The organism is Burkholderia lata, from assembly GCF_902499335.1.
Lineage (GTDB): Bacteria > Pseudomonadota > Gammaproteobacteria > Burkholderiales > Burkholderiaceae > Burkholderia > Burkholderia lata_B.
On sequence record NZ_CABVQK010000017.1, the window covers coordinates 160989 to 186390 of the forward strand.

The 25402-nt window shown below is 65.0% G+C and carries 22 protein-coding genes and 1 tRNA gene; 10 read left to right on the top strand and 13 right to left on the bottom strand.

Going from position 1 to position 25402, the window contains the following annotated elements; translation table 11 throughout:
• Positions 1 to 43: 43 nt before the first annotated feature.
• Genes BCO18175_RS33755 through BCO18175_RS33760 form a run of 3 tightly spaced genes read right to left on the bottom strand, consistent with a single transcriptional unit; the run spans position 44 to position 1759 of the window.
• Positions 44 to 307: a hypothetical protein gene (locus BCO18175_RS33755; protein WP_034195863.1), complete on the bottom strand. Its 264-nt coding sequence runs from the start codon at positions 305 to 307 to the stop codon at positions 44 to 46.
• Positions 237 to 482, bottom strand: coding sequence for a hypothetical protein (locus BCO18175_RS41055; protein WP_075122947.1), 246 nt, complete (start codon positions 480 to 482; stop codon positions 237 to 239). Before BCO18175_RS41055 ends, BCO18175_RS33755 begins: the two co-directional genes overlap by 71 nt.
• A gap of 56 nt (positions 483 to 538) precedes the next feature.
• A complete protein-coding gene (locus BCO18175_RS33760) occupies positions 539 to 1759 on the bottom strand; it encodes a cupin domain-containing protein (RefSeq protein ID WP_174987355.1) in 1221 nt (406 codons plus the stop codon).
• A 32-nt stretch (positions 1760 to 1791) separates the two neighbouring features.
• On the opposite strand from BCO18175_RS33760, the gene BCO18175_RS33765 reads away from it, so the two are divergent.
• A complete protein-coding gene (locus BCO18175_RS33765) occupies positions 1792 to 2334 on the top strand; it encodes an FKBP-type peptidyl-prolyl cis-trans isomerase (RefSeq protein ID WP_174918552.1) in 543 nt (180 codons plus the stop codon).
• Here the strand turns inward: BCO18175_RS33765 and BCO18175_RS33770 are convergent.
• From BCO18175_RS33770 to BCO18175_RS33795, 6 genes are all read right to left on the bottom strand, one after another.
• A complete protein-coding gene (locus tag BCO18175_RS33770) occupies positions 2314 to 3585 on the bottom strand; it encodes a hypothetical protein (protein WP_174987357.1) in 1272 nt (423 codons plus the stop codon). The two genes, BCO18175_RS33765 and BCO18175_RS33770, sit on opposite strands and share 21 nt — an antisense overlap.
• On the bottom strand, positions 3566 to 6223 hold the full coding sequence (gene mutS, locus BCO18175_RS33775) for a DNA mismatch repair protein MutS (RefSeq protein ID WP_174987359.1): 2658 nt from the start codon (positions 6221 to 6223) through the stop codon (positions 3566 to 3568). Before mutS ends, BCO18175_RS33770 begins: the two co-directional genes overlap by 20 nt.
• A gap of 1250 nt (positions 6224 to 7473) precedes the next feature.
• Positions 7474 to 7869 (bottom strand): hypothetical protein, encoded by a 396-nt coding sequence (locus BCO18175_RS33780; RefSeq protein WP_174987361.1) that lies wholly within the window; start codon positions 7867 to 7869, stop codon positions 7474 to 7476.
• A gap of 121 nt (positions 7870 to 7990) precedes the next feature.
• Entirely contained in the window at positions 7991 to 8185 is a 195-nt protein-coding gene (locus BCO18175_RS33785; protein WP_174987363.1) for a hypothetical protein, read from the bottom strand.
• Positions 8186 to 8273: 88 nt separating this feature from the next.
• Entirely contained in the window at positions 8274 to 9896 is a 1623-nt protein-coding gene (locus BCO18175_RS33790) for an NAD(P)/FAD-dependent oxidoreductase (protein ID WP_174987365.1), read from the bottom strand.
• A 306-nt stretch (positions 9897 to 10202) separates the two neighbouring features.
• Positions 10203 to 11006, bottom strand: coding sequence for an inositol monophosphatase family protein (locus BCO18175_RS33795; RefSeq protein ID WP_174967325.1), 804 nt, complete (start codon positions 11004 to 11006; stop codon positions 10203 to 10205).
• A 280-nt stretch (positions 11007 to 11286) separates the two neighbouring features.
• Between BCO18175_RS33795 and BCO18175_RS33800 the strand changes: the two genes are divergently transcribed.
• Entirely contained in the window at positions 11287 to 12111 is an 825-nt protein-coding gene (locus BCO18175_RS33800; protein WP_174987367.1) for an RNA methyltransferase, read from the top strand.
• Between the two features lie 270 nt (positions 12112 to 12381).
• Entirely contained in the window at positions 12382 to 13185 is an 804-nt protein-coding gene (gene cysE, locus BCO18175_RS33805) for a serine O-acetyltransferase (protein WP_174918730.1), read from the top strand.
• Positions 13186 to 13233: 48 nt separating this feature from the next.
• On the opposite strand, the gene BCO18175_RS33810 is transcribed toward cysE, so the two are convergent.
• The 4 genes from BCO18175_RS33810 to BCO18175_RS33825 all read right to left on the bottom strand — a co-directional run bounded on the left by BCO18175_RS33810 (position 13234) and on the right by BCO18175_RS33825 (position 15981).
• Positions 13234 to 14034, bottom strand: coding sequence for a UDP-2,3-diacylglucosamine diphosphatase (locus tag BCO18175_RS33810; RefSeq protein WP_174918729.1), 801 nt, complete (start codon positions 14032 to 14034; stop codon positions 13234 to 13236).
• A gap of 23 nt (positions 14035 to 14057) precedes the next feature.
• On the bottom strand, positions 14058 to 14549 hold the full coding sequence (locus tag BCO18175_RS33815; RefSeq protein ID WP_011352518.1) for a peptidylprolyl isomerase: 492 nt from the start codon (positions 14547 to 14549) through the stop codon (positions 14058 to 14060).
• A gap of 88 nt (positions 14550 to 14637) precedes the next feature.
• The gene (locus BCO18175_RS33820; RefSeq protein WP_174918728.1) at positions 14638 to 15219 is read right to left on the bottom strand and encodes a peptidylprolyl isomerase; all 582 of its coding nucleotides are present in this window, start codon (positions 15217 to 15219) and stop codon (positions 14638 to 14640) included.
• A 39-nt stretch (positions 15220 to 15258) separates the two neighbouring features.
• Positions 15259 to 15981, bottom strand: a complete 723-nt coding sequence (locus BCO18175_RS33825) for a tetratricopeptide repeat protein (protein ID WP_174987369.1) — start codon at positions 15979 to 15981, stop codon at positions 15259 to 15261.
• 234 nt (positions 15982 to 16215) lie between these two features.
• On the opposite strand from BCO18175_RS33825, the gene cysS reads away from it, so the two are divergent.
• The 7 genes from cysS (at position 16216) to BCO18175_RS33860 (ending at position 25177) form a co-directional block, all read left to right on the top strand.
• On the top strand, positions 16216 to 17613 hold the full coding sequence (cysS, locus tag BCO18175_RS33830; RefSeq protein WP_174987371.1) for a cysteine--tRNA ligase: 1398 nt from the start codon (positions 16216 to 16218) through the stop codon (positions 17611 to 17613).
• A 43-nt stretch (positions 17614 to 17656) separates the two neighbouring features.
• Complete coding sequence (locus BCO18175_RS33835; protein WP_174987373.1) at positions 17657 to 18484, top strand: DNA-3-methyladenine glycosylase family protein; 828 nt, start codon at positions 17657 to 17659, stop codon at positions 18482 to 18484.
• 103 nt (positions 18485 to 18587) lie between these two features.
• Positions 18588 to 19559, top strand: a complete 972-nt coding sequence (locus BCO18175_RS33840; protein ID WP_039364696.1) for an acetyl-CoA carboxylase carboxyltransferase subunit alpha — start codon at positions 18588 to 18590, stop codon at positions 19557 to 19559.
• Between the two features lie 46 nt (positions 19560 to 19605).
• On the top strand, positions 19606 to 21027 hold the full coding sequence (gene tilS, locus BCO18175_RS33845; RefSeq protein WP_174987375.1) for a tRNA lysidine(34) synthetase TilS: 1422 nt from the start codon (positions 19606 to 19608) through the stop codon (positions 21025 to 21027).
• A gap of 342 nt (positions 21028 to 21369) precedes the next feature.
• Positions 21370 to 22623 (top strand): aspartate kinase, encoded by a 1254-nt coding sequence (locus BCO18175_RS33850; RefSeq protein ID WP_174918723.1) that lies wholly within the window; start codon positions 21370 to 21372, stop codon positions 22621 to 22623.
• 110 nt (positions 22624 to 22733) lie between these two features.
• Positions 22734 to 22827: transfer RNA gene (locus BCO18175_RS33855), tRNA-Ser, on the top strand.
• An 820-nt stretch (positions 22828 to 23647) separates the two neighbouring features.
• The gene (locus tag BCO18175_RS33860; protein ID WP_174987377.1) at positions 23648 to 25177 is read left to right on the top strand and encodes a complex I subunit 4 family protein; all 1530 of its coding nucleotides are present in this window, start codon (positions 23648 to 23650) and stop codon (positions 25175 to 25177) included.
• The last annotated feature ends 225 nt before the right edge of the window (positions 25178 to 25402 follow it).

Below are 25402 nucleotides of genomic sequence, written 5' to 3' on the forward strand. Positions count from 1 at the left end.
AAACCGGCCCTCAGGCCGGTTTTTTTTCAGCTGACGCTGAGGCTTACTGGCTTGCGCCCGAAGCCGGAGCAGCCGTCGCTGCCGAAGCAGCCGACGCCACTGCAGCAGCAGCGTCGCTCGCAGCAGCCGTTGCCGACGATGCAGCAGCAGCAGCGTCGCTCGCAGCACCAGCAACTGCCGAAGCAGCCGTCGAAGCAGCAGCAGCTGCGTCGCTTGCAGCCGACGAAGCAGCTTGATCAGCGCTCTTGTTGCAAGCAGCCAGTGCAACAGCAGCCAACAGGGAAGCTACGAGGAGGGATTTCTTCATGATCACGTCCTTTTATGGTTAAAGGTAAGCAACAGCGCGAAACAATACCGGTAATGTGCTCCAACACCGACCTGGGCCGCTGGTGGAGATGCACTTCTAGAGCGTGAATCTTCCCTACGGCTTGGGCGGAAATTATATGCACTTTCCTATCGACCGTCGACAAATGCGGGGTCAATACGTTGTCTTTCCCATACAGAATTTGATCCGTACGGGCATACGGGGCGACTCACACTAATTCCGGTCTCCGACCCGTATCCAGCCCGCACGATACCACTCGTGCAACAAGGCTGTCATCGAGGGAACCCGGGATAGTGTTACAAACCGTTTCGCCTCCATCTGACGTTGATTGGCCAGTTCGGGCAGCCATTCACCGGCCTGCTCGAGTGATCCTTCTTCGCCATTAATGAAGTACGAGCGCGCGTTATACATCAATGCGGCCTTTCTGTCGAGACATACGCCACGTCGTGACGCTTGCGTGACGAACGCGGCCTCGGTCAGCGGGCGCGCAGGCGGGTCGAATACGACGCTCGGCTTGGGCTCGCTCAGGTAGCAGCCGAGGAATTCGGCGACGTCGCGCTTGCGCCAGCGGATCGCGTCGACGATCTCGGCAACGCGCTCGACCATCGCCGGAGGCAGTTGCGCGGGCGTGTCGACGGCCGGCTGCTTCGGATCACGGTAGAGATCGTCGCCGCACCCGTCGCGCAGGCCGCCGCGCTCCGCGAGATAGTACAGGAACTGGGCGCCCAGCTCGCCGGCGGACGGGGCCCGGAAGCCGATCGAGCAGGTCATGCATTCGCCTTCGGCCACGCCGTCGTGCGCGATGTGCGGCGGCAGGTACAGCATGTCGCCGGGCTCCAGCACCCATTCGTCGCTCGGCTCGAAGTTCTCGAGGATCTTCAGCGGCACGTCCGGCTGCAGCGACAGGTCCTTCTGCGCACCGACGCGCCAGCGGCGCCGGCCTTCGACCTGCAGCAGGAAGACGTCATATGAATCGAAATGCGGGCCGACGCCGCCGCCGTCCGTCGCATACGAGATCATCAGGTCGTCCAGGCGCGCGTCGGGGATGAAACGGAAGCGATCGAGCAGCGCGCGCGCCGCATCGACGTGCAGGTCGAGCCCCTGCACGAGCAGGGTCCAGGCCTTGCGCGTGACGGCAGGCAGCGCGTCGGGCTCGAACGGGCCGTGCGCAAGTTGCCACTTGTTACGAAAATGGGTGATCAGTCGCGATTCCGCGTCATAGTCCGCTGCGAGCTCGAACAGCGCGTCGCGCGAGACCGGCGATACGATGCCGGGGATCGCCTGGCGGATCAGGAGCGGCTTCTTCTGCCAGTAGCCGCGCATGAATTGCGCCGGCGTAAGACCGCCGAGCAGCGGTGTGGGAAGATCGGAAGGCGGCGCGCCGAGCGGGGCGGCAGCGGCATCCTGCGGTTCGGCTTGAGACCGGTTGCGCATCGTATAATGAGACTTGTATTTGGGAGAATTGGATGAAAATCGCAAAAAACACCGTCGTGTCGGTCACTTACAAGCTGTCGGACGCACAGGGCAATCTGATCGAGGAAAGCGACGAGCCGATGGTCTATCTGCACGGCGGCTATGATGGCACGTTCCCCAAGATCGAGGAACAGCTTGACGGCCATGAGCAGGGTTACCAGGCGCAGATTCAGCTCGAACCGCAGGACGCGTTCGGCGACTACGATCCCGAACTCGTGAAGATCGAGCCGCGCGATCGTTTTCCCGAGCCGCTCGAAGTGGGCATGCAGTTCGAAGGCACGCCGGAAGACGGCGACGAGGAAGTCGATTCGCTGATCTACACGGTCACCGACGTCGCCGAGGACAAGGTCGTGCTGGACGGCAATCACCCGCTGGCAGGCATGGCGCTGCGTTTCGATCTCACCGTGAAGGACGTCCGCGAAGCCACCGAAGACGAAATCGAGCATGAGCACGCGCACGGTGCGGAAGGGCTCGAGATCGTCGACGAGGATGAAGACGAAGACGGCGAAGCGCCGTCAGGGCGTACCCTGCACTGAGCTCGCAGGCAGGCCGGGCACCGGCCCCGATGCAGGGGCCGGCGCGGGCCACGACGCGCCGCCCGGGGCGGCGCCGTCGCCCTGCAGTGGCGGCGCGACCGACGACGAGTCGGGCAGCGCCGGCAACGCAGGAATTTCCGGCATCTGCGGCAGCGGGACGTCGTCACGCGGCACGAGCGGCAGCGCGGGCGGGATGGGCAGGTTCTTCGGCACTTCCTGCAGGCTCACGTTGAAGATCGTCTGCCGTGCCGGCGACACGTTCACCTTGATCCACTGATTCGTCGGATGGCGCGGCCCGATCGAGACCCGCGTCACGTTACCTACCAGTTCACCGTCGTCAGCGCGTAGCGGACGGTCGATCAGAAAACCGTTCGCAAGCGGTTCACCGCTCGCGTGCATCACGAGTATCGGGCCGCGGAACGTCGCCGCCGCCTTCACCAGCGTTCGTTTCAATTCACGGAAGCCGTCGCGCACGCGCGGCCGGTTGAAACGCAGCCATGCGAAGCGCTCCGCGCGTTCGTAGCGTTCGAACTGCGGATCGCCTTCGAACATCACCACCATCGCGCGCGCCTCGCGCCGCTTCGCATATTCGGCCGCGTGGTCGATCCAGAAACCGTTCGCGATGATGCGGTCTTCGAATTCGCCGTTGCGGCCACCGGCCGTCAGGTAGTGGTTGTTCGGCGCAGGCGCGTTGAGTGCGACGTAGACGATGTCGTCGCGCATCCAGCGTGTGTTTTCCCGATACGGCCGGAACCGTGCGACTTCGCTTTCCCGCGTGATCTGCAGCGCGCCGGGGTCGGGCAGTGCCGAATCGGCGAGCAGCGTCTGCCGCAGGAAGTCGAGCCGCTCGACCGGATCGTAGCCGCCGCCGGTCGCGGTGTTGCACGTTACCCAGTCGTCATGACCGGGAATGAATACGATCGGCACGCGTGCTGCATCCAGGATCGCGCCGCGCTGCGAATACAGTGCATCGCGGCACGCTTCCTTCGAACCCTTGAGGTCACCCGCATAGACGACGAACGCGAGGTTGCGCTCGCGCGCGATCGCATCGAGCAGCCGCTGGGCGGCCGGCTCGTCCGCAGGGGCGTTGATCACACCCGACACGACCGCGAACGAGTAGGGCGTGGTGCTGCGCTTCGGTGGCGCGGCCAGCGCAGTGGCCTGCGCGAGCGCCAGCACGGCCGCGACGAGCGCGGCGGCCGTGCGAGCCGGCAGGCCGCGCGCGATGCGCTTACGCGTGCCCGTCGGCATCGTGCGACCGGACCAGCGTGCGCAGTTCGTACAGCAGGTCGAGCGCCTCGCGCGGCTTGAGATCGTCGGGATCGATGTCGCGCAGTTTTTCCAGCGCCGGATGCGGTGTGTCGGGCAGCGCCGGCGCGTCAGCGCATTCCAGATCGTCGTCGGCCACCGGCTGCGCGCTGAACAGGTCGAGCTGCGGCGTGTGCTGCGACGCCGACTGCTGCTCGAGATACGCGAGGTGCTTGCGCGCGGCGCGGATCACGGGCGCCGGAACGCCTGCGAGCTGTGCGACCTGCAGGCCGTAGCTCTGGTTGGCCGGGCCTTCGTTGACTGCGTGCAGGAACACGATGCCGTGGCCGTGCTCGACGGCAGACAGGTGGACGTTCGCCGCTTGCGGGAATTCGGCCGGCAGTTGCGTCAGCTCGAAGTAGTGCGTCGCGAACAGCGTGTAGCACGCGTTGTGCGCCAGCAGGTGGCGTGCGATGGCCCACGCGAGCGCGAGGCCGTCGAACGTCGACGTGCCGCGGCCGATCTCGTCCATCAGCACGAGGCTTTGCGGCGTCGCGTCGTTGAGGATCGCAGCGGCTTCGGTCATCTCGACCATGAACGTCGAGCGGCCACCAGCGAGATCGTCCGCCGCGCCGATACGCGTGAAGATCCGGTCGATCGGACCGAAGCATGCCGATTTCGCCGGCACGTAGCTGCCGACGTAAGCCATCAGCGCGATCAACGCGGTCTGCCGCATGAACGTCGACTTACCGCCCATGTTCGGGCCGGTGATCAGCAGCAGCTTGCGCTCGGTGCCGAAGCGGCAGTCGTTCGCGATGAACTGTTCGACCTGTGCTTCGACGACCGGGTGGCGGCCCTGTTCGATTTCGATGCCGATCTCGTCGGTGAAGGTCGGCGCGACCCAGTCGAGCGCGCGGGCGCGTTCGGCGAATGCAGCGAGCAGGTCGAGTTCGGCGAGCGCCGATGCGACGCGCTGGCATTCGGGGATGAACGGCAGCAGCGCCTGCAGCACCGCGTCGTACAGCGCGCGTTCGCGCGCCAGTGCGCGTTCCTGTGCGGACAGCGCCTTGTCCTCGAAGGTCTTCAGCTCGGGCGTGATGTAGCGCTCAGCATTCTTCAGCGTCTGGCGCCGGCGGTAGTCGTCGGGCACCTTGTCGGTCTGACCGCGCGTGACCTCGATGTAGAAACCGTGCACCTTGTTGTATTCGACGCGCAGGTTCGCGATGCCGGTGCGCGTGCGCTCGCGCGCTTCGAGATCGATCAGGAACTGTCCGCAGTTCTCCGAGATATCGCGCAGCTCATCGAGCTCGGCGTCGTAGCCGCGCGCGATGACACCACCGTCGCGCACCATCGCGGCCGGCTCGGGCGCAATCGCGTTCGTCAGCAGGTCAAGGCATTCGGCGGGCGGCGCGAGTGCTGCGTCGACGCGGGTGAGTGCGTCCGCGTTCTCGACGATCGCGCTGATGCGCTCGCGCAGCGCCGGCAGGGCGGCGAACGTGTCGCGCAGGCTCGACAGGTCGCGCGGACGCGCGGACAGCAGGGCGAGACGCCCGGTGATCCGTTCGACGTCGGCGATCTGGCGCAGCGCGGTGCGCAGCGCATCGAGGCTTGCGTTGGCCGGTGCATCGAGCAGCGCACCGATCGCCTGCTGGCGCGACTGCGCGGCGACCGACGCGCGCGGCGGGTGATGCAGCCAGTGACGCAGCAGGCGGCTGCCCATCGTCGTGCAGCAGGTGTCGAGCAGCGAATACAGGGTCGGCGACTCGGTGCCGCGCAACGTCTCGGTCAGTTCGAGGTTGCGGCGCGTGGCCGGATCGAGCCCGATGTACTCGGTTTCGTTCTCGACCTTCAGGCTGCGCACGTGCCGCAGCTGCTGGCCTTGCGTGGCTGCTGCATAGAGCAGCAGCGCACCGGCCGCACCGCATGCGCTCGTCAGCGAATGCGCACCGAAACCGTCGAGGCTCGCGACATCGAGCTGGTCGCACAGGCGCTGCGTGCCCGATGCGATGTCGAAGTGCCATGCGGGCACGCGCTTGCTTGCGCCTGCGCCTGCGGGCACGGCGTCGGTCGCGCCGTCCGGCGTGAGGATCTCGGCCGGCCGGATGCGCTCGAGCGCTGCAGCGAGCTGGTCGGGTTCGATTTCGGCGAGCCGCAGCGCGCCGCTCGCGAGGTTCAGCCACGCGAGGCCGATGTTCACCGCCACGCCGCGCTTGTTGTGGCCCGTGCACATCGCGAGCAGGTAGACGTCGTTCTTGTCGGACAGCAGCGCGGCATCGGTCAGCGTGCCGGGCGTGACGACGCGCACGACCTTGCGCTCGACGGGGCCCTTCGACGTGGCCGGATCGCCGATCTGCTCGCAGATCGCGACCGATTCGCCCATCTTCACGAGCTTGGCCAGATACTGCTCGACCGCGTGATGCGGTACGCCGGCCATCTTGATCGGCGTGCCGGCAGACGCGCCACGTTGCGTGAGGGTCAGGTCGAGCAGGCGTGAGGCTTTCTCCGCGTCTTCGAAGAACAGCTCGTAGAAGTCGCCCATCCGGTAGAAGACAAGCGTGTCGGGATGGTCGGCCTTGATGCGCAGGTACTGCTGCATCATTGGGGTGTGGCCGGCGAAGGCGTCGGGCGACAGCGTGGTCATAAGTCAGGCGTGAAGTTGTTGCTTTGGTTGCCCGAGTTTACCAGTGGCACGCACGGGATCGGTCGAAGTTCGCCATCCGGCCAGGTGCCGGCGATGGCGGTCACTAGCTATCGGCCAGGAGCGGTCGGTCGACACTCGGGTTGAAATTGCCGACAATTGGGCACGTCCGACCTAAAGAGAACCCATATGCCGGCTGATCGCGACTCCCACTCGAGCTGGAGCAGGACCTCAGAGTATCTCCGCGAAGCGCGAGCCAACCTCTCGGAAGCTGCCGAGGGTGTTTGCGCGGATGAGATCGCCGAATTTGAGGAGTTCTTGAAGCACAACGAGTTGGAACTGGCATTGGACGCAATCGACGCCTCTTTCAGGAAGGGGGACGATGCGAACTGGCGCGTGCTGGAGTATATGGCCATAGCAGCGCTGAGCATGGAAATGGTAGACCGCCAAGCGATGTACGATCAATGGCTCACACAAGCGCGAGGCTGGAATCACAGGACGGTTCTACCGCGATAGGTTGCAAGACGAATGGCCGCCTCGAATTGATGGTGCCTCCGGATCGGGTTGAGCCGGTCGTGGGCCACGGGGACGGTAATCGGCTCGGCCAATGCGGACATTTGATGCCTCGTCCAAGATTGTGGGCAATCCAGTCACTACCCCAACCGCACTGCTAATGCATTGTCCCTATTGCTCCGCTGAACTCGTCATAGTCGCGGGAGAAGAGCTTCAATGTGCATCGACGGGCGCACTCTTTAGCCGCTCCGTTCGAATGCAGTTCGAAGCACTCAGGACCGGTGGAACGCCCGGTCAATCAACTCGGCTCCACCTGGGGCGATGGTTTTGTCCCTGTTGTGGTGAACAGACCAACAATAGCGTTTGTCTAGGCTGCGGCGTTGTGGTTACTGTCAAGTTAGCCCGAGAACTCATAGAGCTAAATCCACACGTTCCTCCGCAAATGTCGAGATGACTGTCCGCAATCGAGAATGAGGGCCGACCGCTTCGGGTCGGTAGTTGCCGCAGGCAAAACAACTCAGCGTAGTTTTCGAGTTCGGGCCTTGTCAGACAAGGCGCAGGTACTGCTGCATCATTGGAGTGACGGGTGCAGGTGCTGCAGTTGGTTGGGTGCTCAAGTGACCGGGAAAAGTTGCTTTGGCTGCCCGAGTTTACCAGCGGCCTGCACGGGATCGGTCGAAGTTCGCCATCCGGGCGGTTCTTGGAGATGGCGAATGACAGCTACCGGCGATAGCGGCTGTTCAGTCGCTACTTGATTGTGACTCGCTGGCGTCATAACCTGCAAATGGACCTACAAAGATGAATCCTTTCGAGAGTTCGTCGCAGACTTCGCTCTGACTGGGAAAATACGCAGTGAACTCCGGCCACGCTTCCTTAATGAACTCATCCCACATGTCTGGGTCGAGTTCGTAAATCTTGCCGTCTGGAATGCCCACGAACTCGAAACCACGCCGTGAGATTTCCGACACGGCACTCCTTGCACCTGCTTCGTGATTTTCTCCCGCGACAAAGACCGGCACATACGCCCCGACCATGTTGCTTGGCATTTCTTGATTTACGCCTCGCCTGATGTGCAGCGTAAGCCGAAACAAGTGTGGCTTTTGCTCGTGCTTCTTGCTCCCAAACATTCTTGGCATTGGTTGCATCCTCTGGAGCGCTATTTACACGAAATACAGGAGCTGCTGCTTTTGGTCGACAACAGCCAATCCGGAAAAGCGCGAGAGTAGGTCTTAGCGTAGCTTTGTGTGTCGAGCCTTGTCAGATAAGGCGCAGGTACTGCTGCATCATTGGGGTGTGGCCGGCGAAGGCGTCGGGCGACAGCGTGGTCATAAGTCGGGCGTGAAGTTGTTGCTTTGGTTGCCCGAGTTTGCCAGTGGCTTCGGCATGCACGCGCGAAGCTCGCCATTCGACCAGGCTGCCTGAGATTGCACAACCGGCGGCGGTCGTTCTCACGCCGCTGTCCGACCGCGCTCCCGGGCGGCCATGCAAAAGTCGGCGTCGCTCAGGTTGAGAACCTTTGCGCGCCGACTCGTTTCCTATATCAGGCCGTTTGCCCCGCCGTCACACTGAGCGCCACCGCCTGCGCGACTTCGATCCCGTCGATGGCTGCCGAATAGATGCCACCGGCATACCCCGCACCTTCACCAGCCGGATACAGGCCTTCGACGTTCATGCTCTGGTAATCGTCCTTGCGTCGGATCCGGATCGGCGACGAAGTGCGCGTCTCGACCCCGGTGAGCACTGCATCGTGCATCGCGAAGCCGGCGATCTTCTTGTCGATCTCGGGGAGGGCTTCGCGGATCGCTTCGATCACGTAGTCCGGCAGTGCGGTGCTGAGATCGGTCGGGTTCACGCCCGGCTTGTACGACGGCTCGACGGAGCCGAGCGACGTCGACGGCCGGCCCGCGATGAAATCGCCGACCAGCTGGCCCGGTGCGCGGTAATCGCCGCCGCCGAGTTCGAACGCGCGCTCTTCCCATTTGCGCTGGAACGCGATGCCTGCCAGCGGGCCGCCGGGATAGTCGTCCGGCGTGATGCCGACGACGATGCCTGCATTCGCGTTGCGCTCAGCCCGCGAATACTGGCTCATGCCGTTGGTGACCACGCGGCCCGGCTCGGAGGTTGCCGCGACGACCGTGCCGCCCGGGCACATGCAGAAGCTGTAGACGGCCCGGCCATTGCTGCAGTGGTGGACCACCTTGTAGTCGGCCGCACCGAGCTGCTTGTGGCCTGCGAACTTGCCGAAGCGGCTGCGATCGATCAACCCCTGCGGATGCTCGATGCGAAAGCCCAGCGAGAACGGCTTGGCTTCGACGTAGACGCCGCGTTCGTGCAGCATCTCGAAGGTGTCGCGCGCGCTGTGGCCCACGGCCAGCACCACGTGGTCGCACCGCAGCGTTTCCCCATTCGAGAGCTTCAGCGAGCGCACCTTGCCCTGATCGATCTCGATGTCGTCGACCCGGGTTTCAAAGCGCACTTCGCCGCCCAGCTCATGGATGGACGCACGCATCTTTTCCACCATGCTGACGAGGCGGAACGTGCCGATGTGCGGCCGGCTCAGGTACAGGATGTCTTCCGGTGCGCCTGCCTTGACGAATTCGTCCAGCACCTTGCGGCCGTAGTGGTTGGGATCCTTGATCTGGCTGTACAGCTTGCCGTCGGAAAACGTCCCGGCGCCGCCTTCGCCGAACTGCACGTTGGATTCGGGATTGAGCACGCTCTTGCGCCACAGTCCGAAGGTGTCCTTGGTGCGCTCGCGCACGGCCTTGCCGCGTTCGAGGATGATGGGGCGGAAACCCATCTGCGCGAGGATCAGCCCCGCGAACAGGCCGCACGGCCCCATGCCGATCACGACCGGGCGCAGGAAATTGCCGTGCTCGGGCGCCTTGGTGACGAAGTGGTACGCCATGTCGGGCGTCACGCCGCAATGCGGCTTGCCGGCGAGGCGCTTGATCGCGGCCGCTTCGTCCGTGACTTCGACATCGACGATGTACGTGAGCTTGATGTCGGCGCGCTTGCGCGCATCGTGTGCGCGACGGAACACGGTGTAACGGAGGAGCCCGTCTGCGGCCACACCGAGCTCCGCGAGGCGCTCGCGAATTGCGGCCTCGAGCGCGCTTTCGGGGTGGTCGAGGGGGAGTTTAATTTCGCTTAGCCGTAACATGGGGACTCGGATGCGATTGCCACGGCGTCGTGGCGGTGTTGATACGGGCGGGGGCCGGCAGGCCGGCAGTGTTGTCCGCCGTGCGGGCATGCCGGACGCAAACCATTCATTGTCATTGCGGGGCAGGCGGTGCAAGCGGCAGTACGCTGGCCGGCCCGAACAACTCAAGCAACTTCAGGATAGGCGCACGACGCGACCCTTGTGCGGGAAGATTGTCCCGCCTCCCGGCAACCGAACGGCGCGCCGTCGTGACGATGCCCGCGAGCGGTATGCGCGAAAGCCGCGCCATGCAGGCGCGGCCGGGGCTTACTCCGCTGCCGGATGCACGCGGGTGTAACCCTTCAGGATCGGGATCATCTGCGCGTAGATCTTCGGGTTCGCAGCGACGATTTCATGGCGATGCAGGAAATCGGCGTCGCCCGTGTAGTTGCCGACGAGGCCGCCGGCTTCGGTGATCAGCAGGCTGCCCGCCGCCATGTCCCACACGTTGATGCCCTGCTCGAAGAACGCGTCGAGGCGGCCGGCCGCGACGTTCGCGAGATCGAGTGCCGCAGCGCCCGGACGGCGCAGGCCCGTGCAGGCCTGCGTCATTTCGGTGAAGAGGCGCGCGTAGGCATCGAGGCCGTCCTTTTCGCGGAACGGGAAGCCCGTGCCGACCAGTGCGTCCGACAGGCGGTCGCGGCGGCCGACGCGGATGCGGCGGTCGTTCAGGTACGCGCCGCGGCCGCGGGTGGCCGTGAACAGGTCGTTCTTGTTCGGGTCGTAGACGACAGCCTGCGTGACGACGCCCTTGTGCTCGAGCGCAATCGACACGCAGTAGTACGGGAAGCCGTGGATGAAGTTGGTCGTGCCGTCGAGCGGATCGATGATCCACTTGAATTCGGATTCGTTCTCCGATTCGCCCGATTCTTCCGCGAGGATCGCGTGGTCGGGGTAGGCGGTCTTCAGCGTCTCGATGATCGCCTCTTCGGCGGCCTTGTCCACTTCGGTGACGAAGTCATTCTGCTGCTTCTTGCGGATCTCGATCAGGTCGAGATCGAGGGACGCGCGATTGATGATCTGTCCGGCGCGGCGCGCAGCCTTGACAGCAATGTTGAGCATGGGATGCATGAGCCTGGATCCTGTAGCCGGCGGCACGGGCCGCCACGAAGTGGAACAACCGCCCGGCACGGCGCAAGCGTGGCAGGCGAGGTGAGACGCGAATTGACAAAGAACGGGGTACGACCCGCGCCGCACGGTGCGCGACGCGTAAAGGCATGATTTTACCCGATTTTTGGCGGTTTCAGGCGATCGGGATACGGGGAAACCCCCACTATCCGTCCGGACGAGTGGGTTTGCCGCGGCGATGGCGATACCATACTGCCATTCTGATGAACCGAGTCGCATCGTAGTGGAAACCCCGCAGATCACCGCCGCGCCGTCCGAGCCGGGCGCGGCCTCGTCCCGGCCGCCGTCCGGCGGCTTCACGTCCACCCGTTTCGTGCTCGTCGAGCCGAGCCATCCCGGCAATGTCGGGGCGGCCGCCCGCGCGCTGAAGACGATGGGCTTCTCGCGTCTCGTGCTGGTCGCGCCGCGCGTGCCGCACGTGCAGAGCGATCCCGAGGCGATCGCGATGGCCAGCGGCGCGGACGACGTCCTCGCGTCCGCGCATGTCGTGCCGACGCTTGGCGACGCGCTGTCCGGTGTTCACTGGTCGATCGCGCTGACTGCGCGCACGCGTGAATACGGGCCGCCGCGCCTGGCGCCGCGTGCCGCTGCCACGCAGGCGTGCGCGCAGGTTGGCACGGGCGACATCGCGCTCGTGTTCGGCAACGAGCGCACGGGCCTCGCGAACGAGCACGTCGAGCAGTGCAGCGCGCTGGCGCACATCCCGGCGAACCCGGCCTACAGTTCGCTGAATCTCGCGCAGGCCGTGCAGGTGCTCGCGTACGAGCTGCGCGTCGCGTTTCTCGAGCAGGCGAGCGAGCCGTCGGCGCAACCGTCGGGCGAAGCCGGCACGCTTGCGCAGAGCGACGAGATCGAGCGCATGTACGTGCACCTCGAGCATGCGCTGATCGCGCTCGATTTCCTCGATCCGCGCAACCCGAAGAAGCTGATGCCACGGCTGCGGCGCCTGTTCGCGCGCACGGGCCTCGAGCGCGAGGAGGTCAACATCCTGCGCGGCGTCGCGAAGCACATCCTGCTGAAATCGGGCAAGCCCGGCGGCGACGCGTAAGCGGCCGGCGCACCGGCTGCCGGGTGTCTCGGCGCGCGGCGCAACCACCGCGTCGGGCGGGTGCCAGGTCGGCCGCCGGAAGCGCTGGGGCCGATCGCTGCGCCAGATCGACCATCCCGCAAACGCCCCCGCAGCAAGCGTTCCGCCCGAATACCCGTGCCGCCGGCGGGGTGAACGCGCGAGCTCGTGCGGCCGTGCGCGACTCGCCCTACAATCGCCGGACATCATAAGTAAATTACCCGGCACGATAAGGGCCGGTCATTGCCGGCGATGCGCGCCGGCCTTTTCCCAGACCACATCATGTTCACGAGACTGCGCGAAGACGTTGCAACGATTCGCGAGCGGGATCCCGCCGCTCGCAGTGCGTGGGAAGTGCTGACCTGTTATCCGGGGTTGCATGCGCTCGTGCTGCATCGTTTCGCGCACGCATGCTGGCGCGCGAAGCGCTACTGGATCGCGCGTTTCGCGTCGCAGGCCGGCCGGTTCCTGACGGGGATCGAAATTCACCCCGGCGCGACGATCGGCCGGCGCGTGTTCATCGATCACGGGATGGGTGTCGTGATCGGCGAGACGGCGATAGTCGGCGACGACTGCACGATCTATCAGGGCGTGACGCTGGGCGGCACGTCGCTCACGCGCGGCGCCAAGCGCCACCCGACGCTCGAGGCCGGCGTCATCGTCGGCGCGGGCGCGAAGGTGCTTGGCGGTTTCACGGTCGGGGCCGGTGCGAAGATCGGTTCGAACGCGGTCGTCGTGAAGCCGGTGCCGCCAGGCGGCACGGCGGTCGGCAACCCGGCGCGCATCGTGATGCCGGCGCAGCCGAAGCCGCAGCCCGAACGCGCGGCGTTCTGCGCATACGGGATCACGCCGAATGCCGACGATCCGATGTCGCTCGCGATTCACGGGCTGATCGATCACGCGGCGAAGGAAAGCCGCCGCGTCGACGAGATCGTCGCGGCGCTCGAGCGGCTCGGCACGCATCTGGAAACGCTGCAGGGCGCCGACGCGGCGCGCCTCGACCTGCGCCGGCTGTCGGCGGTGCTGGAAGGAAAGACGGTCGAGCGCGAGGTGTAGCGAGAGGGTTGACGATGGCTGCCGGCCGGTGCGGCGGCAGCAGTGTCGTCAGTCGAGCGGCATCGCGTGGATGCCTTCCGCGTCGACGCGCAGGTAGCCGCCGCGCGGCTTGCCGTGGTCGAGATCCCAGTCGGGCAGCACCCAGCGGATGCCGCCCGGCTCGGCGTGGCTCGCGGGGCGGTGCGTATGGCCGTGAATGATCACGCTCGCGCGGCTTTTCCGGAACAGCGCGGCCACGCCTTCACGCGTGACATCGTAAATCGCCGAAGCAGGGCGCACCCGGCCCGCTTCGCTTTTCGAACGCATGCGCTGCGCGAGCGCGCGGCGCCAGCGGAACGGCCACGCGAGAAACAGCCATTGCGCGACGCGGTTGCGTGCGAAGCGGCGGAACAGCTGGTAGCCGCGGTCGGCCGTGCATTGTGCGTCTCCGTGCGCGAGCACGATGCGCTGGCCGAACGCCATGATCAGCGAAGGATCAGGCAGCAGCATCGCGCCGGCTGCCTTCATGAAGCGCCGGCCGAGCAGGAAATCGCGGTTGCCGTGCATCACGTAGAGCGCAATGCCACGCTCCGAGAACGTGTGCATCAGCGCGGCCATGCGTGCCGCGAACGGATCGTCGTCGAGGATGTCGTCGCCGATCCAGTATTCGAACAGGTCGCCGAGGATGAACACCGAATCGGCGCTGTCGGCGGTGTATTTCACGAAATGCTCGAACGCGGCGACCGTCTTCGGAATCGCTTCGCTCAGATGCAGATCGGAGAGAAACAGGAACGGGCGTGCGGCTTGCGCGTATTCGCGCTCGCCCGGCACGCCCGCGGAGACGCTTCGCGGCGGACTCTCCTGCAACATCGAAGTGCCTCCGTAACTGCGCGTCAGACCACGACGGCCTTCTCGATCACGACGTCGTCAGCCGGCACGTCCTGGTGGAAACCAGCGTTGCCCGTCTTGACGCCCTTGATCTTGTCGACCACGTCCTGGCCTTCGACGACCTTGCCGAACACGGCGTAGCCCCAGCCTTGCGGCGTCGGCGACGAGTGGTTCAGGAAGTCGTTGTCGTTCACGTTGATGAAGAACTGGGCAGTTGCCGAGTGCGGATCGTTCGTGCGCGCCATCGCGACCGTGTAGTTGTCGTTCTTCAGGCCGTTGTTCGCCTCGTTGTCGATCGGTGCATCGGTCGGCTTCTGCTTCAGGCCCGGCTCGAAGCCGCCGCCCTGGATCATGAAGCCGTTGATCACGCGATGGAACACGGTGCCGTCGTAATGGCCCTTCTTCACGTAGTTCAGGAAGTTCTCGACCGTCTTCGGTGCCTTCGCGGCGTCGAGTTCGAGCTTGATCACGCCGTGGTTCGTATGCAGTTCAACCATGATGAATTCCTTCGGTGAGGCGGTTTAAATGGCACGCGGCCGGTCGTGCGACGCGGCCGCGTGTGGCGCCGGACGTGCCGGCAGGTTCTTACTTCGAGACGATGCTGGCCGATTCGATCAGGATCGGTTGCGCGGGCACATCCTGCATCGGGCCGCGCGAGGTCGTCGCCACGCCTTCGATCTTCTTCACGACGTCGAGACCCGACACGACCTTGCCGAACACCGCATAGCCGTTGCCGTCCGGGTTCGGGTAGTCGAGGCCGCTGTTGTCGACCGTGTTGATGAAGAACTGCGCGGTAGCCGAATTCGGATCGCTCGTGCGTGCCATCGCGATCGTGCCCGTCAGGTTCTTCAGACCATTGCGGCTCTCCAGCGGGATCGGCGCGCGGGTCGGCTTCTCCTCGAAGTTGGTCTTGTAGCCGCCGCCCTGGATCATGAAGCCCTTGATCACGCGATGGAAGATCGTGCCGTTGTACTGGCCGGCCTTCACGTAATCGAGGAAGTTGGCGACGGACTTCGGCGCCTTCTCCGGGTAGAGCTCGACGCGGATGTCGCCCTGCGAGGTCTTCAGCTGCACGACAGGGTGCGCGGTAGCCGATTGTGCGAACGCAGGTGCGGTCGCGGTCGCGAGAAGGGCGGCGCCGCCAAGCGCCAGCAACAGACGTTTCATTGCGATCCTCAGGTTGGGAGGGAAAGAAGGCCGCGCCGCTTATTGCGACGGCGCGACGTACGGCGCCGCCAGTGCGCCCGACGGACCGCTGAACTGGAACGTCGGCGACATCGGCAGCGTGGTGGTGCTCACGTTCGCGGCTGCGCGGTTGGTGTAGTCGCGGGTGGCCGGTGCGACCGCGCGGGCGTTCGGCGCGGCCTTCGGCGGCGACACGATCTTCTGGAGATCGGCGAGGCGCTGCGCGGTCGCGCCGCTCGTGCGGCCGAGCGATTGCGCACGCTTGTACGACTCGGCCGCGAGGCGCAGGTACAGGTCGCCGAGGTTCTCGTAGGCAAGCGAGTAGCTCGGGTTCGATTGCGTCGCCGTGACGAGCGCGGTGCGCGCGTCGTCGTAACGGCCATGCTTCGCGTAGAGCGCCGCAAGGTTGTTGTACGGCTCGGGCAGTTCGGGGTACGCCTGCGTGATCGCGACGAACTGCTGGATCGCGTCGTCGTCACGGTTCAGGCGGGCCAGCACGGTGCCGCGCTTGAACTGCGCCTGCACGTCGCGCGGGTTCGACGCGATGCGCGCGTCGAGCTGCGCGAGCGCCTGTTTCCACTGCTTGCCGGCGATCGACGCGTCGATTTCGGGTGTGCCGTCGGCGGTGGCCGGGGCTTTCTGCGCATGCGCCGCGGGGACCGCGAAAAGCGTCAGCGCGACGCCCATGACGGTGGTCGCAACGAGGGTCGCAGCGCTCTGCGCGCGGCCGCGATGAGGTTTCATAGGCGTAAATCGGAATGTTATACTCCGAGCCATTCTAACAAAACGTCTGCGCGTTCCGGCGAGCGGCAGACAGTCTTTCTTAGCCTCTCGTGGCCGTCACCGCTGTGCTTGCAGCCTGACCGCCCCATGTGATATCGAGGACGCTCGGCCTGGTGCCGCAGCAGATGGTCCGTCCGTTTCGCATGCTGGGCGAGCTTCGCCAGGGCGGTTTCCTTCGGCTCACGGTTCATCTCTATGGAATCACTGCGCATCTACAACACGCTCGCGCGTGACAAGCAAGTCTTCGTGCCGCGCCAGTCCGGCGAAGTGCGGATGTACGTATGCGGAATCACCGTATACGACTATTGTCACGTGGGCCACGCGCGCATGCTGGTCGTGTTCGACCTCGTCCAGCGCTGGTTGCGTGCGATCGGTTACCGGGTCACGTATGTGCGCAACATTACCGACATCGACGACAAGATCATCCGCCGCGCGGTCGAGAACGGCGAGACGATCAAGTCGCTGACCGACCGGTTCATCGGCGCGATGCACGACGACGAAAGCGCGCTCGGCATCCAGCGGCCCGACATCGAGCCGCGCGCGACGGCGTTCATTCCGCAGATGCTCGGCATGATCGAGACGCTTGAGACGAACGGCTACGCTTACCAGGCGACCGACGGCGACGTCAATTACTCGGTGCGCAAGTTCGCGAACTACGGAAAGCTGTCGGGCAAGTCGCTCGACGATCTGCGTGCCGGCGAGCGCGTCGCCGCGAACGACGCGAAGGAAGATCCGCTCGATTTCGTGCTCTGGAAACGCGCGAAGCCGGAGGATCCGGAAGGCGCGTCATGGGCGTCGAAGTACGGGATGGGGCGCCCGGGCTGGCACATCGAGTGCTCGGCGATGGGCTGCACGCTGCTCGGCGAGCATTTCGACATCCACGGCGGCGGGCAGGATCTGCAATTCCCGCACCACGAGAACGAGATCGCGCAGAGCGAAGGCGCGACCGGCCAGACGTTCGTCAATTACTGGATGCACAACGGCTTCGTGCAGGTCGACAACGAGAAGATGTCGAAATCGCTCGGCAACTTCTTCACGATCCGCGAAGTGCTCGAGCGCTACGATGCCGAAGTCATGCGCTTCTTCATCGTGCGCACGCACTACCGTTCGCCGCTCAATTACAGCGACGTGCATCTCGACGATGCGCGCGCGTCGCTCACGCGTCTCTACACCGCGCTGAAGGATGTCGAGGCCGACACGCTCGCGCTCGAATGGAACGAGCCGCACGCGCAGCGTTTCGCGGCTGCGATGAACGACGACTTCAACACGCCGGTCGCGGTGGCGACGCTGTTCGAGCTGGCGGGCGAGGTGAATCGCACGCGCGACGCATCGCTCGCGCGGCAACTGAAACAGCTGGCGGGCCTGCTCGGCCTGCTGGGCCGCGAACCGCGCGCGTTCCTGCAGCAGGCGTCCGGCGCCGCGCAGGCGGGCGGGCTCGCCGCCGACGAGATCGAAGCGAAGATCGCCGCGCGCGTCGCGGCGAAGCAAGCGAAAGACTATGCCGAAGCGGACCGGATCCGGGCGGAACTGCTCGAGACCGGTATCGCACTTGAAGACAAACCGGGCGGATCGACCGAATGGCGTCGCGTATGAGCGCGGTGCGTTCCACTGACCGATCCGTCAGGTAGGAGGCAAGATGGCAACGGCCAGAAAAGCGCCGGTCAGGCGCGCGACCCCGGTCGCCGCGCGTCCGGCAGCCAAGCGCGTGCCGCCGGCGAAGACGGACGCGACGCGCGCCGTGCCGAACGGCGCGCTCAACGGTCATGCGCAGCCGGCGGCCGCGCTGCCGGCCGCCGACGCGGCCCGCAAGGCCCGTGCGTCCGAAGCGGACGGCGAGGAGGTCGTCGTGCGTCCTGCTTACTGGGACAAGGCATGCGCCGATCTCGTCAAGCGCGACCGGATCCTGAAGAAACTGATTCCAAAGTTCGGTCCCGCGCATCTCGTGAAGCGCGGCGACCCGTTCGTCACGCTCGCGCGCTCGGTCGTCGGCCAGCAGATTTCGGTGCCGTCGGCGCAGTCGCTGTGGGCGCGCATCGGGGATGCCTGTCCGAAACTCGCGCCGCAGCCGGTGATCCGGCTCGGCGCGGAAAAACTGATCGCGTGCGGGTTGTCGAAGCGCAAGACGGAATACATCCTCGATCTCGCGCAGCACTTCGTGTCGGGCGCGCTGCACGTCGACAAATGGACGTCGATGGACGACGAGGACGTGATCGCGGAACTCACGCAGATCCGCGGCATCAGCCGCTGGACGGCCGAGATGTTCCTGATCTTCAACCTGTCGCGGCCGGATGTCCTGCCGCTCGACGACCCGGGCCTGATCCGCGCGATCAGCGTCAATTACTTCAGCGGGGAACCCGTCACGCGCAGCGAGGCGCGCGAGGTCGCGGCCAACTGGGAACCGTGGCGCACCGTCGCGACCTGGTACATGTGGCGCAGCCTCGATGCGCCCGACGCCGACGCCTGAGCGGCGGCTATCGGGTTTTAAACATCAATAGTTGAGAGCTGGTTTTGAGCGTCGCCCGCGCGGGTAGAATACGCGCTGCCGCAAGACCCAAGGATTCGAACACATGAAGACCACGTTTCTGGATTTCGAACAGCCGATCGCCGAACTCGAGGCCAAGATCGAAGAGCTGCGATTCGTGCAGGACGACTCGGCTGTCGACATTTCGGAAGAAATCGAGCGGCTGTCGAAGAAAAGCCAGCAACTGACGAAAGACCTCTACGCGAACCTGTCGCCGTGGCAGGTTTCGCAGATCGCGCGGCATCCGCAGCGTCCGTACACGCTCGATTACGTCGCGGAACTGTTTACCGATTTTCACGAGCTGCACGGCGACCGCGCATTCGCGGACGATGTGTCGATCGTCGGCGGCCTCGCGCGCTTCGGCGGCCATCCGTGCATGGTGATCGGTCACCAGAAGGGCCGTGATACCAAGGAGCGCGCCGCGCGCAACTTCGGGATGCCGCGCCCGGAAGGCTATCGCAAGGCCGAACGCCTGATGCGTCTCGCCGAGAAGTTCGGGCTGCCGATCTTCACGTTCGTCGACACGCCGGGCGCGTACCCGGGCATCGGCGCGGAAGAGCGCGGCCAGTCGGAGGCGATCGGCCGCAACCTGTACGTGATGGCCGAACTGAAGACCCCGATCATCACGACGGTGATCGGCGAGGGCGGTTCGGGCGGCGCGCTCGCAATCGCGGTGGCCGACACCGTGATGATGCTGCAATTCTCGACCTACTCGGTGATCTCGCCGGAAGGCTGCGCGTCGATCCTGTGGAAGAGCGCCGCGAAGGCGCCGGAAGCAGCGGAAGCGCTGGGCCTGACCGCGCACCGCCTGAAGGCGCTCGGCCTGATCGACAAGATCATCAACGAGCCGCTCGGCGGCGCGCATCGCGATCCGAAGGGCATGGCTGCGCTGCTGCGCCGTGCGCTGGCCGATTCGCTGCGCCAGTTCCAGGGCATGAGCATCGATGCGCTGCGCGAGCGCCGCTTCGAGCGCCTGATGGCCTACGGCAAGTTCAAGGAAACCACGCCGGGCGCATGACCGGCTGCGTCCTCCATTCGCGCGCCGCTGCGCGCGCGTTCCTCTCGTGATTCCGCCAACCGAACTCTCCGCCGACCGCATCGTCCTCGATGCGGTCGGCGTTGCGCTTTCCGGCATGCCGCCCGATGCACGCATCGCGATCGCGTACAGCGGCGGCCTCGACTCGACCGTGCTGCTCCACGCGGCCGTGCGTGTCGCGGGCGCGTCGCGTTGCGTCGCGCTGCACGTGCATCACGGGCTGAGTGCGAACGCCGACGCGTGGGTTGCGCATGCCGAGGCGAGCGCGGCCGGGCTCGGCGTCGCATTCGAATCGATGCGTGTCGACGTGCCGCGCGACAGCGGCCTCGGTGTCGAGGCGACGGCGCGCGAGCGGCGCTACGCGGCGCTCGACGAGATGTGCGAGCGCCACGGCGCGGCCGCGCTGTGGCTCGCGCAGCATGCGGACGATCAGGCCGAAACCGTGCTGCTGCAGCTGTTGCGCGGCGCGGGGATCGCGGGGCTTGCCGCGATGGCGCCGCGTTACCGCCCTGAAGGCGTGAACGTCGAGCGTGTGCGCCCGTTGCTGCGACTGTTGCGTGCGCAACTCGAGCGCTATGCGACGCAGCACGACCTGGCATGGATCGACGACGAGTCGAACAATGACACGCGCTATGCGCGCAATGCGTTGCGCATCGACGTGTTGCCGGCGCTGGCCGTGCATTTCCCGGGCTTTCGCGATGCGCTCGGCCGCGCGGCCCAGCATGCGGCGGCCGCACAGCGACTGCTCGACGATCTGGCCGAACTCGACTTCGCCGTTGCCGCGCGCGATGACGGGCAGGCGCTGTCGCGCGATGCCCTGGTCGCGTTCGACGACACGCGCGGCGCGAACCTGCTGCGCTTCTGGATGCGCCGGCTCGGTTTGCCGGGCGCGTCGGCTGCCCGGCTCGCCAACATGATGCGGCAGTTGCGTGCCACGAATGTCGCCCATGCGCTGCGCGTCGATCACGCAGGGCAATGCCTGCGCCTGTATCGCGATGTCATCTACTGGGAAGCGGGCGACAGCAGCGAACCGGCCGATGACGGTACCGGGAGCCCGCATCCGGAAGCGGTGCTCGCGTGGGAAGGGCAGGAAGTCTGGCACCTGCCGGGTTGGCGCGGCACGTTCGTGTTCGCGCCGGCCGACGCGGGAAGTGCCGACGCGGTGCCGGAAGCACTGCTGCGCAGCGCGCGGCTGGCAGCGCGTGCCCGCGCGGGCGGCGAGCGGATGCGTACGTCGCCCGGCGGCCCGGGCCGCACGCTGAAGAACCTGTTCCAGGAGCGCGGCGTGCCCGCCTGGCAGCGCGACGTGCCGCTGCTGTTCGCCGGCGACTTGCTGATCTACGTGCCGCGCCTTGGCGTGAACCGCGATGCCGGCCTGTCCGGCGGCGGGGCCTCCGGCGACGGCGGGTGGCGCCGGATCGAGTGGCGTCCGGACCTGCTGATCGCATGACGGCGGCAGGCCGCCGGCGGCGCGATGGCGCGCGTATTTTCACCATTTGGTAAACAGCGCCGGAACGGCCCCGGACGCGGCGAGCGGCTTGTCAAGCGGGCCTCTATCGGGTACGCTCGGTCGTTTGCTCGGCTCGATTTTTGAGCGATTTGTGCAGGTTTTCCGCGTGACGTACCCGGTTTGCGCGGCCTGATCGGCCTTCCGGGCAAAATCCGTCACGCTTGCGTGTTGCGTCCCAGCCGTCCCCCTCGTCGTCCGTCCACAGCCACAAGCCGCGTGACCGAACGGCTACGCGGCCTGCCCAGCGCGCCCGTGCGGTTTCTCCTCCAGTTCAGAACGACAATGGCACTCATCGTACACAAATACGGCGGCACTTCGATGGGCTCGGTCGAGCGCATCAAGAACGTCGCGAAACGCGTCGCAAAATGGCATCAGGCCGGGCACCAGATGGTGGTCGTGCCTTCGGCGATGTCCGGCGAAACCAACCGTCTGCTCGGTCTTGCGAAAGAGATTTCGAGCCAGCCGAGCCCGCGCGAGCTAGACATGATCGCGTCGACCGGCGAGCAGGTCAGCGTCGGCCTGCTGTCGATCGCGCTGCAGGAAATCGGCGTCGAGGCCGTGAGCTACGCGGGCTGGCAAGTGCCGATCAAGACCGACAGCGCGTTCACGAAAGCGCGCATTCACTCGATCGACGACGAGCGCGTGAAGGCCGATCTGAATGGCGGCAAGGTCGTGATCATCACGGGCTTCCAGGGCGTCGATCCGGACGGTCACATCACGACGCTGGGCCGTGGCGGCTCGGATACGTCGGCGGTGGCGGTCGCGGCTGCGCTGGATGCCGAAGAGTGCCTGATTTATACGGACGTCGACGGCGTCTACACGACCGATCCGCGCGTCGTCGAAGAGGCGCGACGCCTCGATCGCGTGACGTTCGAGGAAATGCTGGAAATGGCGAGCCTCGGCTCGAAGGTCCTGCAGATCCGCTCGGTCGAATTCGCCGGCAAATACCAGGTGAAGACGCGCGTGCTGTCGAGCCTGACCGATCCGCTGATTGCGCTCGACGAAGAAATGCGCTCGGGCACCCTGATTACTTTTGAAGAAGACGAGACCATGGAAAAGGCAGTCATTTCCGGCATCGCGTTCCAGCGCGACGAAGCACGCATTGCTGTGATGGGCGTGCCCGACAAGCCGGGCATCGCGTATCAGATCCTCGGCCCGGTCGCGGATGCGAACGTCGACGTCGACATGATCATCCAGAACCAGAGCGTCCAGGGCAAAACCGACTTCACGTTCACGGTCGGCCGTGGCGACTACCAGAAGGCGATGGACATCCTCACCAACCAGGTGAAGGGCCACGTGAACGCCGAGCAGGTGCAGGGCGACCCGAAGGTGTCGAAGGTGTCGGTCGTCGGCGTCGGCATGCGTTCGCACGTGGGCGTCGCGAGCAAGATGTTCCGCACGCTGTCGGAAGAGGGCATCAACATCCAGATGATCTCGACGTCCGAAATCAAGATTTCGGTGCTGATCGACGAGAAATACATGGAGCTGGCCGTCCGCGCGCTGCACAAGGCATTCGAACTCGACCAGGCATCGTGAATTTTTCGTGATGCATTGAAGAAAATGCATCACGGAAATTGACGTGCGGTTCGAAACCCTATATTATTTCGTTCTCGTCGCACTGCCTCCCTGGTGCGAGCGAAAGTTTGGGAGACGTGGCCGAGAGGTCGAAGGCACTCCCCTGCTAAGGGAGCATCTGGGCCAAAACCTGGATCGAGGGTTCGAATCCCTCCGTCTCCGCCAAAAGCGGTGACAAAGCCCCGCAAGTTCTCGGACTTGCGGGGCTTTTTCTTTTTCCGGCCGCCGAGAGCCTGACACGCGATGTGGCCGGATCTCTTTCGATGGCGGATTTGGGTGGGGCCTGCACCGATCCAATGCGTGTCCGGCTTGAGCGGCGGTGGTGCGCTACATGTCGCGTATCGTCTGGCAGCGACTCAAGGTGCTGGTTCGGGCAGGCTCGCATTCCGTTTTGACCATCCTCCTTCATCGACCCGTCCGTCGCCGATCCATGGCACGCGTGACAGCCGCTTCGTCCAATTTCCCGCGCAACACGACCACCACCGCACGATGACGTATGCGCACATGCGGCCGTCCGAGTCACCAGCGATCGCGGTCGGAAACATGAACGCTCGACCGGCATCGATCCAGGCAAAATGAAATAAAAATGAAAGTATTGATGTAAGGATCGAGAGCCACGCGCTTGCTGTCATGTCGGCCGTCAATCAACACGTTTCGACCCTTCGAAATGGCCCACCGGCGTCAAAAATGCGGCACTGCGTCGATTTTCGTGATCGTCGTCATCGGGCAATACAAAAAATTACTCATAAAAATCAGAAACATAGATTCACGCTAAAAAACGATGCTCTGCTGCGCTGCAGAAAATAATCAATCGCCTTATGCTGGTTAACCCGATCGCGTTTGAGCGGCGTCAAGTTTTCCGGTGATGCCGCTTTACATTTTGCCAACACTGGCGATTCACGAAATCTATCTGTCGATTTGATTTCGTTCCTTTCGTCTCGCCTGTCCCCGATGCAGTGCGCGACTTCATCAAGGCCTTGTTGACATGCATGATTTCCCCTTCCTGAGCCTGGCCATCTGGGCTCCGATCCTGTTCGGCGCGTGCCTGCTGCGCGCCGGTTCCGACCATCATCCGCGTCGTACGCGGCTCATCGCACTCGTCGGCGCACTGGTGGGGCTTGCGGCCGTCGTGCCGCTGGTCGCCGGTTTCGATGCGCACTCGGCTGCGATGCAGTTCGCCGAAAGCCGCAACTGGCTGGCGGCATTCAATTCCGGATGGCGGGTCGGCATCGACGGCGCGTCGCTGTGGCTCGTCGTGCTGACCGCGTTCACGACGCTCGTGGTGGTGGTGGCGTCGTGGGAGTCGATCACGGTGCGCGTCGCGCAGTACTACGCGTCGTTCCTGATCCTGTCGGGGCTGATGGTCGGCGTGTTCGTCGCGCAGGACGGGCTGCTGTTCTTCATCTTCTTCGAGGCGACGCTGATTCCGCTGTACCTGCTGATCGGCACGTGGGGGCGCGAGCGTCGCGTGTACGCGGCCGTGAAGTTCTTCTTCATCTCGTTCGCCGGCTCGCTGTTGCTGCTGATGGCGATGCTGTACCTGTACGCGCAGTCGCATACGTTCGACATGGCCGTATGGCGCACGCTGCAGCTCGGCTTCGCACCGCAGTTGCTGGTGTTCCTCGGCTTCTTCGCCGCATTCGCGGTCAAGGTGCCGATGTGGCCGGTCCACACGTGGCTGAGCGACGTCTACACCGACGGCCCGACCGGTGCTGCGCTGATGCTCGCGATGCTCAAGCTCGGCGGCTACGGGTTCCTGCGCTTCGCGCTGCCGGTCACGCCCGATGCGAGCCACTTCTTCGCGCCGGCCGTGATCGCGCTGTCGCTGTTCGCGATCGTCTATGCGAGCCTGATCGCGCTCGCGCAGACCGATCTCGGCAAGCTGCTCGCGTATTCGACGGTCGCGCACATGGGGATCGTCACGCTCGGGCTGTTCCTGTTCAACCGGATCGGCGTCGAAGGCGCGATCGTGCAGCTCGTGTCGTACGGCTTCGTCGCGGGCGCGATGCTGTTGTGCGTGAACGTGCTCGTCGATCGCACGAAGCAGCGCGAGATTGCCGCGTATGGCGGCGTCGCGGGCGTGATGCCGCGTTTCGCGACCTTCACGGTGCTGTTCGCGATGGCCAACGTCGGCCTGCCGGGCACGTCGGGGTTCGTCGGCGAGTTCATGGTCATCATGGGCGCGATCCGTTTCAACTTCTGGATCGGCGCCATTGCGGCACTCACGCTGATCCTCAGCGCGTCGTACACGCTGTGGATGCTCAAGCGCGTCGTGTTCGGCAAGGTCGCGAGCCAGCGGATCGCGAAACTCGCCGACCTGAACCGTCGCGAGATCGTGATGTTCGCGTCGCTCGCACTGGTCGTGCTGGCGGTCGGCATCGATCCGAAGCCGTTCACCGACGCGATCGATCCGACCGTCGGCAGGCTGATTGAAGACGCGAGCCATTCGAAGCTGCCGACAGGGGACGGCCCTGCGCAGCCGCAGCCGTCGTACATGGCATCGACGCGCGGCTGATCGCGGCACGTCGCGCGAGCGGGGTGCATCGCACGGCGGTGCGGTCGTTGCACACACATCGATTCGATCGCGGTCCGGCGCAGGCAGCGCCGGGCCGGCTTTCGGCTGCGTGAAATTGCCCCGCGACAATCTGTCTCACGGCAGATTCTGCAATGATGATTTTCCGCATTAGCTGGTTTTTCATCGCACTCGCGCGACGTATGATTCGGCCACTTTCGTGGATCG

Bases quoted from the DNA above. Each gene is read 5' to 3' on its own strand.
- BCO18175_RS33820 (WP_174918728.1), bottom strand. From the start codon at position 15,219: ATGAAACGTCTGTTGCTGGCGCTTGGCGGCGCCGCCCTTCTCGCGACC.
- BCO18175_RS33810 (WP_174918729.1), bottom strand. From the start codon at position 14,034: ATGTTGCAGGAGAGTCCGCCGCGAAGCGTCTCCGCGGGCGTGCCGGGC.
- BCO18175_RS33825 (WP_174987369.1), bottom strand. From the start codon at position 15,981: ATGAAACCTCATCGCGGCCGCGCGCAGAGCGCTGCGACCCTCGTTGCG.
- BCO18175_RS33850 (WP_174918723.1), top strand. From the start codon at position 21,370: ATGGCACTCATCGTACACAAATACGGCGGCACTTCGATGGGCTCGGTC.
- BCO18175_RS33790 (WP_174987365.1), bottom strand. From the start codon at position 9,896: ATGTTACGGCTAAGCGAAATTAAACTCCCCCTCGACCACCCCGAAAGC.
- cysS (WP_174987371.1), top strand. From the start codon at position 16,216: ATGGAATCACTGCGCATCTACAACACGCTCGCGCGTGACAAGCAAGTC.
- cysE (WP_174918730.1), top strand. From the start codon at position 12,382: ATGCGCGCCGGCCTTTTCCCAGACCACATCATGTTCACGAGACTGCGC.
- BCO18175_RS33760 (WP_174987355.1), bottom strand. From the start codon at position 1,759: ATGCGCAACCGGTCTCAAGCCGAACCGCAGGATGCCGCTGCCGCCCCG.
- BCO18175_RS33770 (WP_174987357.1), bottom strand. From the start codon at position 3,585: ATGCCGACGGGCACGCGTAAGCGCATCGCGCGCGGCCTGCCGGCTCGC.
- BCO18175_RS33795 (WP_174967325.1), bottom strand. From the start codon at position 11,006: ATGCATCCCATGCTCAACATTGCTGTCAAGGCTGCGCGCCGCGCCGGA.
- BCO18175_RS33780 (WP_174987361.1), bottom strand. From the start codon at position 7,869: ATGCCAAGAATGTTTGGGAGCAAGAAGCACGAGCAAAAGCCACACTTG.
- BCO18175_RS33860 (WP_174987377.1), top strand. From the start codon at position 23,648: ATGCATGATTTCCCCTTCCTGAGCCTGGCCATCTGGGCTCCGATCCTG.
- BCO18175_RS33765 (WP_174918552.1), top strand. From the start codon at position 1,792: ATGAAAATCGCAAAAAACACCGTCGTGTCGGTCACTTACAAGCTGTCG.
- BCO18175_RS33815 (WP_011352518.1), bottom strand. From the start codon at position 14,549: ATGGTTGAACTGCATACGAACCACGGCGTGATCAAGCTCGAACTCGAC.
- BCO18175_RS33840 (WP_039364696.1), top strand. From the start codon at position 18,588: ATGAAGACCACGTTTCTGGATTTCGAACAGCCGATCGCCGAACTCGAG.
- mutS (WP_174987359.1), bottom strand. From the start codon at position 6,223: ATGACCACGCTGTCGCCCGACGCCTTCGCCGGCCACACCCCAATGATG.
- BCO18175_RS33755 (WP_034195863.1), bottom strand. From the start codon at position 307: ATGAAGAAATCCCTCCTCGTAGCTTCCCTGTTGGCTGCTGTTGCACTG.
- BCO18175_RS33835 (WP_174987373.1), top strand. From the start codon at position 17,657: ATGGCAACGGCCAGAAAAGCGCCGGTCAGGCGCGCGACCCCGGTCGCC.